The 15,572-nt window shown below is 38.7% G+C and carries 10 protein-coding genes; 3 read left to right on the top strand and 7 right to left on the bottom strand.

The annotated features are described in order from the left end of the window. Window positions 1-74: 74 nt before the first annotated feature. Window positions 75-1,250, bottom strand: coding sequence for a glycosyltransferase (locus tag Q8S11_RS11410; RefSeq protein ID WP_305662231.1), 1,176 nt, complete (start codon window positions 1,248-1,250; stop codon window positions 75-77). Between the two features lie 336 nt (window positions 1,251-1,586). Here Q8S11_RS11410 and Q8S11_RS11405 point away from each other — a divergent pair, with 336 nt between their 5' ends. Genes Q8S11_RS11405 through Q8S11_RS11395 form a run of 3 tightly spaced genes read left to right on the top strand, consistent with a single transcriptional unit; the run spans window position 1,587 to window position 5,602 of the window. Then, on the top strand, window positions 1,587-2,435 hold the full coding sequence (locus Q8S11_RS11405; RefSeq protein ID WP_305662230.1) for a glycosyltransferase family 2 protein: 849 nt from the start codon (window positions 1,587-1,589) through the stop codon (window positions 2,433-2,435). A 24-nt stretch (window positions 2,436-2,459) separates the two neighbouring features. Beyond that, window positions 2,460-4,271 carry a glycosyltransferase family 2 protein gene (locus Q8S11_RS11400; protein ID WP_305662229.1) on the top strand — a complete coding sequence of 604 codons (1,812 nt, stop codon included), beginning with the start codon at window positions 2,460-2,462 and terminating at the stop codon, window positions 4,269-4,271. Next, window positions 4,271-5,602, top strand: a complete 1,332-nt coding sequence (locus Q8S11_RS11395; protein WP_305662228.1) for a flippase — start codon at window positions 4,271-4,273, stop codon at window positions 5,600-5,602. Before Q8S11_RS11400 ends, Q8S11_RS11395 begins: the two co-directional genes overlap by 1 nt. A gap of 299 nt (window positions 5,603-5,901) precedes the next feature. Here the strand turns inward: Q8S11_RS11395 and Q8S11_RS11390 are convergent, their stop codons facing one another. From Q8S11_RS11390 to Q8S11_RS11365, 6 genes are all read right to left on the bottom strand, one after another. Next, window positions 5,902-6,426 (bottom strand): transposase, encoded by a 525-nt coding sequence (locus Q8S11_RS11390; protein WP_305662227.1) that lies wholly within the window; start codon window positions 6,424-6,426, stop codon window positions 5,902-5,904. 92 nt (window positions 6,427-6,518) lie between these two features. Next, on the bottom strand, window positions 6,519-6,950 hold the full coding sequence (locus tag Q8S11_RS11385) for an FkbM family methyltransferase (protein WP_305662226.1): 432 nt from the start codon (window positions 6,948-6,950) through the stop codon (window positions 6,519-6,521). 229 nt (window positions 6,951-7,179) lie between these two features. Further along, window positions 7,180-9,363: an LruC domain-containing protein gene (locus tag Q8S11_RS11380; protein WP_305662225.1), complete on the bottom strand. Its 2,184-nt coding sequence runs from the start codon at window positions 9,361-9,363 to the stop codon at window positions 7,180-7,182. Between the two features lie 82 nt (window positions 9,364-9,445). Then, window positions 9,446-11,545 (bottom strand): OmpA family protein, encoded by a 2,100-nt coding sequence (locus Q8S11_RS11375; RefSeq protein ID WP_305662224.1) that lies wholly within the window; start codon window positions 11,543-11,545, stop codon window positions 9,446-9,448. A gap of 17 nt (window positions 11,546-11,562) precedes the next feature. Beyond that, window positions 11,563-12,522: a type IX secretion system membrane protein PorP/SprF gene (locus Q8S11_RS11370; protein ID WP_305662223.1), complete on the bottom strand. Its 960-nt coding sequence runs from the start codon at window positions 12,520-12,522 to the stop codon at window positions 11,563-11,565. A 4-nt stretch (window positions 12,523-12,526) separates the two neighbouring features. After that, window positions 12,527-15,572 (bottom strand): tandem-95 repeat protein (locus tag Q8S11_RS11365; RefSeq protein ID WP_305662222.1); only part of this gene is annotated, 3,046 nt, incomplete at its 5' end.

Here is a 15,572-nt window from a genome sequence, read left to right as displayed (position 1 = left end):
TCTCATAAAGATACGTTAATTAATAAATTTAAAAAATAAATAAAGCGTCACAGGGGATTGTAATACTCCATAAACTACTTGGTGTCAGCCACTGAAGCTGCCCTCTGATAAAGATCAAGTAATTTTGGCCTGATCACATCCGGATGAAATTGTTCCTCATAACAACGTCTTGCATTTCTGGCCATTTGCAGGTACTCCTGATCCGAAAGCGCAAAAATAAAAGCAATAGCATCTGCGATTTCTGTCAGACTATCTACCACAATACCAGCCTTATAATCTCTTATAACATCCGAAGTCGGAACCTGTTTAGAAACTATCACAGGCTTAAATGCCGATAATGCCTGAATTACACTCAATCCAAAACCTTCAAATCTTGAAAGATGAATATATACCTTCGATATGCTAAGAATCCTGTTCCGCTCTACTTCCTGAACTTTACCTGCAAACACAACCTGCCTGCCTATTTCAAGCTCAAGATCCCTGCAAAGTTCCTGTCTTAATTGATCTGATTCAGGATCAGCCGGTCCAACAATTGTTAAACTAATCGATGAAGCGACATTTTGTGACTTAACAAACAGGCTGAACCCTGCCAAAACCCGGTCAATTCCCTTCTGGTAAATATCAGACCGGCCAATAAAACATATCCGGTCTTCCATGATATTCATGTCCAAAGTAAGGTGCATATCTTTCACCTGATTACCAACCGCCATAATCGGACGGGAAGTAAGCAATCGTAAACAAGGAATACATTGATTAGTTAATGCATGAATATAAGATGCATGATCAAATACATATTTATCGATGAAGTATACAAAAAGATCCCGATATAACCTTTTGACTAAAGGCCGATTCGATCTGAAAACTTTACAATAAACATAAGCATCATGAGGTGTTATCAGGTAAGGAATCTTATAATGAACTAATAATCTGGCAACCAAATAGTTATTAAAATTATAAATATGATTGAGATGAAAAACTGAATTTTTCACAGTCAGTTCACTTAGCCATCTCTTAAACTCACCGGAGAGCTTCAGGGCAAGAAATCCTTTTGAGCCAAATCGATGAATCCGGATCTGATCAATAGTGCTTGAATCGTAAAAGCCAATCTCTACTGAATCATCAAATTCTACAAAATGAAAATCAATGCTATCTTTCAGCGCATTAACGTTTTGGAAATTGAATTCGGCCAGTCCATCGGCCATGCCAGGCCTGTAATTACCTAAAATATAAACTGAAAGATTTGGCAACATAACATATTTTTCTCTTTGAACTATAGGACCAATTGAAAAACAAAATAAACTTTTTAGATTGAAAACTCTTAATTGAATAAAATATTTATAGATTAACAATATATGTGAATAAAATATTTCAGAAATTAATGAGTTATTGGTCTTATCAATAAAATTATCTTTATAGGTAAATTTTACAATGCAAGATGGTAAGGTTTTTGCAGGTAATAAGAGCCGGATTTTTTGAATCAATGAAGAAATTACACCTAAGAATGTTATTTCTTTGGTTTCAGTTTAGGATAAGGTACCAGCTTTTGATAGCTATTCAACATAAACCCTATTAAATGGATGTAGATAATGAATTTTTTTAAGAATCCAGATTGGTTAAATCAGTTTCAATACTCTTTTGCGACTTTTAATGAAATACCCGCTGATGTATTTGAATCTGTGAACATTGATCTTGACAGAATTCAAAGTAAATCCCCTTTAGTTAGTATAGTAATTGCCGCATGGAATGAGGAAGTAAATATCCTTAGATGTATCGCAAGTCTTTCAAAATTAAAAAGTACTATTCCTTTCGAAATCATTGTAGTTAATAATAATTCCACTGATCAGACACAAAAAACCCTCGATCAATTACATATAAAATCATTTTTTGAAGAAGTACAGGGTTGCGGACCCGCAAGGCAACTCGGACAGGAAAATGCATTGGGTAAGTATATCTTAATGGGTGATGCCGACTGTCTGTATCCTGATAGCTGGCTTGATGAAATGATCAGCGTTCTATCGCAGCCTGAAGTGGTGTGTGTATATGGCCGGTATTCCTTTATTAGTGAACCAGGGTATCCGCGCTGGAAACTGAGCATTTTCGAATTGATGAAAGATATCATTGCAGAATTCAGGCATGTTAACAGACCCTATTTCAATGCTTACGGAATGAGCATGGGATATCTTAAAGAGTATGGCCTGAAGGTTGGTTTTATAAAAATTAACCGGAGAGGTGAAGACGGGCAACTCTGCCTTGACCTGATGAAATACGGAAAGATCAAACAGGTAAAAGCAAAAAAAGCCAGAACCTGGACAGGGATCCGAACCCTTCGGCTTGATGGAAGTATCTCTGGCGCGCTTATTATTCGCTTCTTCAAAGAACTTAAACGTTTTTTTTATAATTTGCATTCAAGATTACCAGATAATAAAAAATCCTAAGGAAACTCCTGATCTGCAGATACTATGACTTCAGACTACTTTTTTAAAGACGTCAGTTTACTCATTACCCATTATAATCGCAGCAGCTCACTCGAGCGTCTACTGCAAACCTGCAGAGACCTTAAATACAATTTTGAAGAAATTATTGTTTCAGATGATGGAAGTTTAGACGAACATTTGGATGCTATCAAAGAACTTCAAAGCCACTTTGATTTTAAACTGGTTACAACTGAAGTTAATAGTGGGCTGGGGAATAATATCAATAAAGGGCAAGCTGCGGTTACATTACCCTATACACTCTACGTTCAGGAAGATTTCGTACCTCTACCCACTTTTGGGGAGCCGTTTAAAGATGCACTGGAAATCATAGAGAAAAATAAAGATCTGGATATCATCCGCTTTTATTCCTATATCAAATACCCGCATCTCGTTCCGTTTGAAAAAGGTTTTTCTCAAATGCACTATAAACCCTGGTCATTAAATTACCGTAAAATCTATTTTTACAGTGACCATCCACACTTGAGAAGATCAAATTTTATTGAAAAATTCGGTCCTTACACTGAGCAGGTGAGTGTTGACCGTTCTGAGTACCGAATGTGTATAGCCTTTCTCCAGCAGAGGGGCAAAGGACTTTTCTATAACGAATACAAGAGCCTGTTCAAACAAATAAATCCGGAGGAAGAGCCAAGTACAACAATTCGGGGGACATTGACGCTGAGCAAAAATCCCCTGATAAAATTTGTCAGAGATATCTATCGCCAATTCAGGTATAATTATGACCTCCGTTTTCTTAGAACCAGCCATGGTTTTGCTATCCAATCAGATATTGCAAAACTCAGAAAAGAAAGCAACAGTTTTATTGACCTTTCCAAGGCAGTACTAAATAAGTTTTTGAGTCTTTATGTCAGAATCAGGTATTCAGGTGTTTCCAGAGAGTACATGCAATTTTATAAGGATACTTATTATTGTCAGATTGTCCAACTAAGGTATTTGGTCAAGGATTTTTTTATCCGCAAGAACTATAAAACCATTTCGTTCAATGGCGAATTTGCTCCTGAATTACAGTTCGTCCTTCCATTCGCTTACTGGCATTTTAAAAATGGCACACTGGATAAAACACGTTCATCAAAATATTCTAAAGAGTTATACTTTTTTTCAAGGGATCATGAAGAGGCATTTGAAGAACGCTCAAATGAAGGAAATTACAATTTCGAAATCCCCCGTATACTCTACAGCCAGGATTACAATATTAAAAAATGGGAAAAGGTGCCATTTAAACAAACCTATCAGAATACAATTTACGTGTATGATAAACCAATCCTGATTATTGCAAACCGTTATAATATGGAATGGGATGATGTTCCTGTCAGCTTCCTCAGTATTCCTGTACTGGACAAAATCATTAAAAGGCTAAGAGACCAATATACAATCATCTATAATCGCCCGAGATCACAAAATATTACAGTCGATGATAGTGTAATTTATGACCTTCATGAATTTGAATGGCTTGAGGAGGAACATCCGGAGGTCATCCTTATGGAAACTTTATTTAACGAAAATAAGGCCAATGCAACTAACTTCAATCATCTGCAACTGATGGTTTATGCAAATGCCAGCCATTTTATTTCAACCCATGGGGGAACAGCAACTCTGGCAAGTTATTTTGGAGGTATAAACCTGATCCTTTCAAAAAAAGGCCCTGAACATCATTTTAAATGTTATCAGAAACTATACCCAAAACTTTCAGGTGCAATAATCTACCATGCAAAAAGCGATGATGAACTGTTCAAGCATATTGATACTTACCTGTATGTTGAAAAACCCCAATCCCGGTAATGAAGATCTTCAATAAGGATCTTTACTGGATCAGAGCAGGTTTTTTTTCACTGCTACAGAATCTATCCGGCGTTTTTTTTAGTATAGGAAGTTTTTATATACTACTTAGAATTCTGGGGCCAAATGATTACGGGGTTTGGGTACTATTCATGGTAACTACCACGATCATAGAGACCGTCAGAGGAGGACTGCTTCAAAACGCATTGATCAGGTTCATTGCAGCCGAGGATAAAAGTGAGCATCATAAGATTACAGCAGCCTCATTCACTATCAGTGGAATTCTAAGTCTGATTTGCATCATGTTCATTCTTGGATTTGGAAGCATTCTTTCAGCAATTTGGAAAGCTCCCGAACTGGTTAAAATCTTCAATACCTATTGTATAACCTTTGTCATTTCTGGTATACTGACCCAATTTAACTGTATTCTTCAGGCGAACCTCAAATTCAGAAGCATTTTTCTGAGCTCTTTCATCATGCAATTGGGTTTCTTTTCTTATGTGGCTATTTGTTATTTTTACAATCTCAATATCAACCTCATCGATCTGGTCTATGTACAGATAGGCACCAACCTTACGGGGACACTTATATCTTTTTTCCTGGTCAGACCCTATCTATCCATTTCTTTTAGAATCTATACCGACTGGATTAGAAAGTTATTTAATTACGGGAAATATGCTTTTGGAACCTCAGTAAGTTCTATTCTTTCGGTTACTGTTGACCAGATGATGCTGGGGGCAATTCTTTCGCCTGTTCAGGCAGGTGCTTTTAATGTGGCTGTCAGAATCACTAATCTGCTCGACATACCAACCAATGCAGTTGCAGTAATTGTCTTTCCTCAAAGTGCAAAGCGTATGGTGACCGAAGGAAAAGTTGGCATTAAGTACCTGTATGAGAAATCAGTGGGAACCCTGATCGCATTGCTGATTCCGGGGATTATATTTCTTTACCTGTTTTCGGATTTTGTTGTCACACTGGTTGCCGGCACAAACTATAAGGATACTATTCCACTGCTTCATATTACGCTACTTTACTGCCTTTTTACTCCTTATGGCAGGCAATTTGGGAATATACTGGACTCCATAGGGAAAACCCGGCTGACATTTTTTGTGGTATTGGTGGTTACCTCTATAAATATAGGATTAAACTATATTTTCATCAGCAGATTTGGGGTACTCGGGGCTGCCTATGCCACCCTGGCGGCGCATATCATCGGTTTTTTCATCGGTCAAAGTATCCTGAAGAAAGAACTGAATGTGAGTATCAGGAATACGTTTATTTATGCCTGGCAATTCTATCCTGAATTCTTCAGGAAATACCTGAAAGGATCGTGATTAAGGTGGGTTCGTTTAACAGGAAATCTGACTTGCGAATTTACATAGGCGTCATGCAAGATAAATTCGTCAGTCGCCCAATTAACAAGCGAAGGCGAAATCTACTTTCAGATCGGTTAGGTGATTTCGCGAGTCGGGGAATCTGACTTGCGAATTTACATAGGCGTCATGCAAGATAAATTCGTCAGTCGCCCAATTAGTATGTGACTGACGAAATCTACTTTCCGCTCGGTTAGTGATTTCGCAAGTCGGGATTTCAGACTTGCGAATTTACTTAGGCGTTATGCAAGATAAATTCGTCAGTCACCTTTAATTATCAACTTATGTGCCTCAATGAAGCTGTTAATTCCCCCAAACCATTCTAAAACCTCCTCTTTTTTTAGACTGGTTTTTTCATTTAACAAATATGCCTTGTACGATGAGAATCGATATTCCTCCATTGATTTTGACAATCCCGCAACCAAGGGATTTTGGTGGATATAAGTTATAATTCGTGTAAAATAGGTATTGGTTTTTATTTCTGATAGCTTATATGTTCCTTGAAAAAGAGAACCAACTCTTCCATACTTTTTATTAATTGTTTTGGAATATGAGATAAGAAAGTTCTTAATCCCTATGTCAAATCTGGAACTATCGTTTATTCTAATGAAAAAGTGGAAGTGATTAGGCATTAAACAATATGCAAAAACATCAATATGAGGAGCCAAATATTTATAGAATTGTTTCAGAAAATAGTTATAATCACTTATTTCTAAGAAAATCTTTTCTTTGTTATTACCCCGATTGAACAGATGATAATAACCTCCATCATAATTGTTAGGCATATTTATAATATTTTATTTTTCAAACATTATAAAAATTAAGGAAGTAAAAGGAAAAACTTAGTTAACGGTAGGAGTATTCAGACTTACGAATTTTACTTAGGCATCATCCAAGATAAATTCGTAAGTCGCTTCATTAATATCCATGTAGTATGCGACTGACGAAATCTACTTTCCGCTCGCATAGGTGATTTCGCAAGTCGGGGAATCAGCTTTGAAGCGACAAATTTCAGATTCCGGGCAATGTAGTTGCAGCTGTTCTCTTTAAATTCAATACTAAATCCAATCGAGCGAAGGTGATCAAGTAGTTCACTGAGATCATAAACACTCTCAGTAGACTCAAACAGAATGATTTCAATTTCAGAAACCAAACCTACATCAAGCGCTTTGATTATTTCATATTCAGCTCCTTCACAATCCATTTTAATTAAATGGATGCGTTTATTGTTAAGGTTCCTGATTAATTCAGAAATTCCCTCTATATCAATGGTAATAAATTCATTGCTTCTGGCTTTCAGCTTTAACATGATTGGGCCATCGTAAATCTCCGGAAAGAATTTTAAAATCAGGGCAAGCCAATACTTCCAGGGTGAAACAAGAACCTGTTGTTGGCTTCTGTGAAGATTTGGTTAATTGCCCATTTAAACCGCCAGGATCTAAAGAATTTCATAGGTTAGGATTATTATCAAAGAATAATTCAAAGAAGATAAGGATTACCAAAATCTGAGCTTATTCTGAGCGTTTCAACTGAGTAAATTAGGGCAGGAATAGATTCCCATTATTCCGGTAACCTGATTGGGTATTGGAATACCAATCTACAAACTGTGTGCCTCCTGATTCTGCCCATGCCTGAAACTTAAGATAACCACCTGTAATGTTCATGTATTCTACCGGGTAATTAAACGGTTTAATTGGGATATCAATTGCCCATGGCAAACCAGTGCTTGTGACATAATATCTAGCTGCAGAAACACTTGAGTTGTCATCTCCGGTTCCAAAAAGAGAGGTAGTACCTAAACTTGTTGGCGTTTTCCCGGGTAGATGAATTTCATGATTTCGCCCATTTCCAAGTCCGCCATTCCAAATAAATGGATTATAAGAGCCTAGACCAAAGGTATTTAGTGCAGGGCCGTTACTTACATTAAAACTTACCGAGTAATTTTTTAGTGGAGAAACAGGCTTCCCTGGAAGAGTATTCCACTCTTGCATTTCATCCCGTATATCATTAAATATTTTTATTACCGCTTTAGTTTGCCCGGCCTCAAGTATTCCACCGCTAACTCCACTTACACTTGATCGCAATGTTGGAAATTCTACACCAAAACCCGTTTCATAACCTGAGCCTGTGGCATGAAGAGTATAGTCGCCATTTACCTGAACAACCCTATTCTGAGCGTTCGTCACAATTTTATAACGATAAGATACCACCACATCATTCAAATCGTAATCCCCTTTAACTGGCCATTGGTCTTCAAAAGCCACGGTTGCTCCTGAACTTGGCGAAGACGACGGATAATAATTATTATAAGCCTTAGTCGGATCATTCGGATACTCGTCAAGTGCATCCATTACCCCATCACCATCAGAATCAGCCGGTGGCGCTGTACCATTTCCTTCGGTATTACAGTTCGTTACCGGAATATACAAGGTGCAAGCCTGAACGGCCCCTCCTGTGAACTGCGCATTATTATTGGTTTCAATCCCATTCAGATCACAAAACTGAATGGCATTTTCTATCTTTCCGCTATTGATGGTAGTATTAGCTGAAACTTTTACTAATGATGTCGTACCATAACCTTTTATCTTATTATTGATGGTCAAATTAGTGGTTCTAAGCATAGCCCCATTGTAAAGAGCCAGCTCTCCGCTACTACCATTTAAGGTAGTTGTGTTGTTTACTTTTATCAGGCTATAGTTCTTTAAAATTGAATTATTATTATGATTATAATTTGCCTTTACCCATAAAAAACAATTATTGACAAAATGACTATTTTCATTTAACTGAAAATTTTGAGCAGTTGTGATTGACCCATTATTAGAAGTTACATTAACTGTATTCACATTCATTGTTCCACCCACATTCATAATTCCATGATTCATAAAATTAGAATTCGAGTTCAGACTAAAATCACCAGTTGTGCTGAATGTGTTTTCATTCGTAAAAGAACCTCCTGGTGAAAAAGACCCATTAACAGTCGCAGTTCCATAATTAATAAATGTGCTGTTTGAGCCATTCATATTAAGATTGTTGAAAGTTGCCGAACCGGTTTTGGTAATGATTAATAAAGCACTATTATTTAAAGATGCATTTTGTACAGTTACATTTGTGCCGCAAATTCTTATTGTTCCGCCATTTCCATTAAAACCCACGGTAATATTACTTCCGGTTATACATATTAAATCGCCGTTATTTACATTAATATTTGTATTAGATGTGGTGATTGTTTGTGTACAGCCAGTAGTGCAAGTCGGACTATCATCGATTCCGGCAAGGGTATTCGTACCGGCAAGTGTATTAAGATCAGCCTTAAGTGTGGAACTTAACTGAACACTTAATTTAAGTCCGGAAATTGCCACCTTTTGCATACTGCTTGTATTATCAGGTGCAGTTTTGACCACAAAAACCTCCTTCACCGTATTCGGTAAATAGACTTTTGTTGTAAATGGTAATTTCAAAGAAGCAGAACCTTTGGAAAGCAGCTTTCCGTTTAATGCCGGATCCGCATCATATATGGATACCACGTGCAAAGCATCATTAAACCTCGCATCAGTTATTGTAATATCGAAATAAATATCCTTTGAATTCTCCCAGGTAAAACCCACAGGGACTTTGAGATCACTCATATTACTCACAGTGCCTTCAACCGCATTATTCTCCTTTTTGCAGGATGACAATCCAACAAAAATAGTTAGAATGATCAAACTCAGAACTTTTCTCATAACATCTTAATTTTCAGTTCGCCCAATGAAAATGACGACTCACCATTTATACTCAAATATTGTTCTCCTATAACAATATTCCTTATTCTTTACAATTCAGTTGGGTGATATTAACATCATTCAGAATAACCTCAAATTCTGTTCTTCTGTTCATCTGCTGCTCAGTTTCAGGACAGTTAGCACCCTCCACACATGAATTTACCAACCTGCTTTTACCGTAGTATCTTACTTCAATACGTCTTCCATCTATCCCTTTTGAAATCAAATAGGACCGGGCAGCTTCTCCCCTTCTCAATGATAGTTGTCTGTTATAATTATCGGTAGCCCTGCTATCCGTATGACTTGCAGAAATAATACTGATTTCAGGGTTTTTCTGCATAATCAGTGCAATTCTATCCAGTGCAGCAATCGCATCCGGACGGATTTCTGCCTGATCAAGATCATAATAAATATTATCCAATTTGAATGTACTCTTCAATGTCTCACAATTGTCGGTCACCCATTGCTGAAGGTTCTCGGCCCTGTTTAATTTTACCAGAACGTTTATGGTTGAATCAGTAGTAATACCAGTAGTACTCAGAAAGCTTTGACGGCTTACATAAGATATCCGGCTACCACTTAATTCATAATCTGTTTCCTTTGAAAGAACCCTCGTGAATTCACCCAGACTATTTGCCAAAAGTGTATCTGTTACTCCGTTCCTACGCAAAATTACCCTGCTGCCGGGAAGCGGAGCATTTGTACCTGCATCAATAACCTTACCCTTCAGTACCACCGTATATGCCATTCGGGTAAACTGATAGATATCATCATTCCCTCTTCTATTTGAACTGAAAAAACCGTTCTTCGCGTATTCATCCATGATGAAACCAAAATCGTCGGAAGAAGAATTAATATCAGTACCCATATTTTGAGGATTGCCAACTGCTTTAAGATCTTTCAACACCACCTCAAAAATATCAAGTCCACCTAAGCCAGGATGTCCGGTTGAAGAAAAATAAAGCTTACCATCTTTATGAAGAAATGGAAACTGTTCATTGCCTTCAGTGTTAATCTTAGGGCCTAAATTTGTTGGTCTTCCCCATTTCTTTCCATCTCCGGTACGAACACAATAATAAAGATCTGTACCGCCAAATCCTCTGGGCATATCAGAAGCAAAGATCAATATTCTGCCGTCCTGTGAAATAGTTGGATGCCCGGTAGAATATTCATTATTGTTATATGGGAAAGGAGTTATTTTATTCCATCCCGGCCCTGAAGCTGTATAAAGCTTTAGTTTATTGACTCCGTTATTGCTTCTTGAAGCCTTTCCACCGACAAAATTATTCCTTGTAAACAGCAGACTTCCCTCAGGCAAAAGAACTGAAGGGCCTTCATGAAAGCTACTTTTAACTTTCCCTCTGAGCAAATAAGGTTCAGAGCCCTGGTCTTTAGTTACAAGTTTACTTGAAGCAAATAAAGATAAGATAGATCGTTCAGAGTCTGAATTGGAGGCGATATATTTGGAAGACTTAGAATCTTCAACTGATTTACCCACACTGTCGGGATCAGCCTCTGTAATATCCTCCAGTTTGTCAACAATGTACAGGTCAGAATAGGAAGTTCTATCCCACTGAAAAACAAACCTCGTTTTTTGAGATCGGTTACTAACGAAGATCAATCCATCTTTGTAATACATTGGTGAATATTCAGACGCATCTGTGTTAATACTTGAATAAGTTACCCTGTACTCCCCGGCATTTCTGGAGAAAGAGTTGAAATTTGTTTTTGAGAATGCATCTGCCCGGCGGTCGCCCGGCTTCATGCTTAAAAATTTACGATACCACTGCTCGGATTGCTCGTACTTTTCTTTGTTAGCCAATGCTTCTGCATAATATAAAGCCCACTCCGGTTTAATATTTTTAAGTTTACAAAGCTCTCCATACCAATAGAGCGCTTCATCGTAATCCTTAATATTTCGGTTACTTCCTGCCATCATTTCCTGGGCTGAAACATTCTCAGGATCCTTATCTAAAACTTTTTTTAGTTCTTTGATGGCATCTGTAAAACGCAAAGACTGATATTCAATTATGGCTTTTCTTAACAAGGGGCTATTGTCAACCTGCTGCGCTTCTGCAAATGGCATAGCAATAAGCAGCATAACTGATAAGCAAATGATTGTCAATGGTTTCCTTAACTGCATATCTTAAATCCTCTTCATTAAAAATATCTGGGTGATAAAATTCTGTCACGGTCAAATGAAAACTCATACCTCAACATAAACTCATGACTACCGGAGTTATATGTTCTTAAACTTGTTATGCTTTTATCAAAAGCATAGCCTAAACTCACTCTCGGACTAACCTTTATTTCCATCATTGCTGATATATCTGCACTGGTACGATATTCAGCACCAATTGCGAGCACCTGCTTTATCCAGAGTGTAGCATTAAAATCACCCTGAACAGGAGCCCCTTTAACCCCCTTAACAAGTACAGACGTCTTAAGGTCAAAATCAAAACCCAATGGAAAAACATACCCTGTTGCAAGGTAGGCATGAGCAGATTGCCTTGCAGTAATATCACCTGGATTTATATCGTTAAAATTGAGTCTGTTTCTAACAAAATCCTGAACTGAAAAACCGGCATAAAAGCGGCTATTTCTATAGTAAGCACCCGAACCAAAATTATACAGGGTTTTATTGACATCTGCTGCGAATGCCATATCTGGCACCGGCCCTGAAGGATCAAGATTGACATTTGAAAAGCCTGCAAAATAATTATTCATACTTCCCTGTAAACCAAATGATAGGCTACCCTCATTTATTGGAATGCGGTAAGCACCGCTTAACACAATTCCGGTTGTTTTTGTTATTCCAATCTTATCACTCATTAACTGTATTCCCAGTCCCAAACGTTCATTTGCAAAAGGAGCATCCATAGTAAATGTACCGGTTTGAGGTGCTCCATCGATACCCACCCATTGATTTCTGTAAAGTGCTGTAGCTGCTGCCACGTTCCTGCTTCCCGCATAGGCGGGATTGAAAGCAAGAGTATTAAACATGTATTGTGAAAACAATGCATTTTGCTGTGCAAACAATTCAGCAAATTGTAATAACAAAACAACTATAACAATTAATCCTTTAAATATTTTGCGCATCATTACCGTTAATATTCTCATTTAATTACCTGTTCACAGTAATAAAACCCGCGTATTTATCCTTTCTATCTATTATAATAATATAATAATAGGTGCCATCTGGAATGTCCCTGCCAAGAAAAAATCCTTCAGTTACTTCGCCTCCCCAGTCATTCTTATAATCGTCAGACTTATAGACACGGTTACCCCATCTGTTATACATTTCAAGAGATACATGCTTACCATCAGCATTCTGTACAACAAACTTATCGTTCATACCATCTCCATTCGGTGAGAAACCGGCAGGAACATAGGTGGGAAATGCATCAAGTTTTATTGGTGTGGTCTCTGAGGGACTCACATCTCCGGTTGTATTTGGATCAGGTCTCAATCCGTTGGTTGAAACATCCGTAACTTTGAAGCCGGTTAATGATGAGATAGCTTCGGCAGTAGCCGTGTTTTGAAAAACACCGGATGTTAACAACAACCTCACATTTATCAGCAATTCAACTTTTGCTTCCTCACCTGCTACCAAACGACTGGTAGGAAGCAGCAATTCTGTATCCGTCGTACCATTAAAAGAATTATTGGCTTTCAGATTTCCAAAGGCAGTTATTGTTTTAACCATCACTTCTGCACCACCAAATGCCAGAGCTAAATTATCTTTTATGCTAATATTTTCTAAACCATTAGGACCGAAATTTATCGCTGTAAAAACAAACTTAACATCGTAAGTACCATTCAAAGCCGGAGTAACAGAAGCCAGGTTCTTAGCCAAACCTATCTTGGCATTCGGATCACTAGGTGCAATAACAGTAAGGGCTGCATTTGCCGGACTTGTTGCGTAAACATCACCATCAGAACCATTCCAGGTAAAGTTTGTTGTTCCGCTCCAATTCAGGGCAGGCTCGAATGTTAGCCTGGCTAGGTCAGCAACAGGAATCTCCTGATTTAGCGTAACCGGAACACCATTCAATTTCAAGACTCCATTTGGAGGCAGGGTTTGGATCCTGACCTTTACTAAAGGATCACTATCAGGGTCGGTATACTTACTTGTAAAATCGTTAACTGTAAACGTTATCGGTAAAAACCCGGTACTGCTTTTGGTAATATTACTAACTACCGGTGGTCTGTTCGGATTTGCAGAACAGAATGGAGTTGCCGGAGGATAATTTACAGTAACTTCAGTTTCAGGATTTATACTGATGTGTAACCTCATTTGAGGACGCAAACCATCTGAAATCTGAACCCACTGCCCCCCTGTAAAATTCCAACCCGGCCATGCCGTTGGGATACCGTTTGCATCAACAGCTGCTCCGGGCCATAATAACTGGCCTGTAAGTGCCTGATTGGTCAATTCCCTGACCACTGTACCATCCATCTTTTTCCACTGGATTCTCACACTATTTGCTGCCGGTGTAAAACCCTGGGCTGAAACAGTGTACTGCACCCATGGCACATCACCTATACATACCTCGGTTACATTAATTGAAATTGAAGTTGGATCAATAGTAATGTTAACATTTCTTGGAGAACTTGCATAGTCAGTTCCATCTGAACCGTTCCATTGGAACGAAATAGGACCACCAGAAAATCCTGCTGGTGGAATAAATGTAATTTTAGAAAGATCTGCCAAAGGTATTTCCTGTCCTGCTATGATATTTACTCCATTGAGCCTCAAGGTTCCCGTACTTGGTAAAGTGACAACCCGTATTTTATTTAATGCGTCTCCATTCGGATCGGTAAACTTGCTGGTGAAATCGCCTGCAGTGAACGTGACCGGTTGATCAATAACACCTGTTTTAGGAATGTCTACAATAACAGGGGGCGTATTGGAGGCATTAATTGTGATACTTACTGTAACTGAATTCCCATCAACAATTCCATCATTAACTTTATAGGTAAAACTATCTGAAGTGGATGTTCCGTTATTATGGACATAAGTAAATGAACCGTTGGAATTTAAAGTTAAGGTTCCATTGGCTGGGTCAGTTACTTTGATTGCATTGATCGGGTTCGAATCCGGGTCTGAATCATTGTTTAAAACACCTGGCGCAGAAACCGTTAATGTTCCTCCTTTAACTGTGCTGTAAGCATCCGCCACTGCCACCGGAGGAGAATTAGTAGCTGATATGGTGATGTTTACATCTTTAGGCGTTACTGCATAATCAGTCCCGTCAGAACCATTCCATTGGAAGCTGACCGGTCCGCCGGTAAAACCGCTTGCCGGGACAAAGGTAATTTTTGCAAGATCAGCTACCGGGATTTCCTGACCTGCAATAATATTTACCCCATCCAGTTTTAATGTACCACTTGGTGGTAGAGTAACTACCTTTATCTTGACCAAAGGATTATTGTCTGTGTCAGTAAATTTTTCTGTAAAGTTTAGAGCGGCAAAAGCAAGAGGTTGGTCTTTAAGACCACTTTTGCTTATGTCTGCTACTATAGGTGGGTTATTACCCGCTGGCGCCGCAGTGATCGTAATAGATTTTGTAGTACTTGCAGAACATCCGGAAGACGTTACTGTATAAGTTATTGTAGCCGTGCCTGTTGCCACCCCGGTGACTATTCCGGAAGTACTTACAGTCGCTACTGAAGTGTTACTGCTGCTCCATGTACCTCCTGATGTTGTGCTGGAAAGCTGTGTAGTTGACCCGACCGTTGTACCCGAAGCACCTGTAATAGACGCTACAATTGGTTGAGCATTTACTGTAACCGTTACTGACCGAAGCGTACCACCTGCATTCTCACATTTCTCTGTACCACTTACCGCTACATAATAAGTATGTGTTCCGGCTGCTAGACCTGTAACGGTCAATACTCCGTTAACTGCTACTGTGAAAGCTCCGCCTGTGGTAATCGGACCCGTTTTATCTGCATTGGCGTACCAGGTGTAAACCGGACTCGTTATACTATTCGCTACCGCTAATGATGGGGTGAGAACCGCACTGCTGCCAAAACATACCGCTGGAGCACTAACCGCAATATCAGCTGCTACCGCTAAGGGTTTTACCGTAACCGTGACTGACTGAAGTGTGCCACCTGCATTCTCACATTTCTCTGTACCACTTACCGCTACATAATAGGTATGG

Origin of the sequence: Daejeonella sp., assembly GCF_030695525.1 — a bacterium.
GTDB lineage: Bacteria > Bacteroidota > Bacteroidia > Sphingobacteriales > Sphingobacteriaceae > Daejeonella.
The sequence above is the reverse complement of the archived record's forward strand: the minus strand, read 5'-3'. Positions and strand labels throughout refer to the sequence as shown.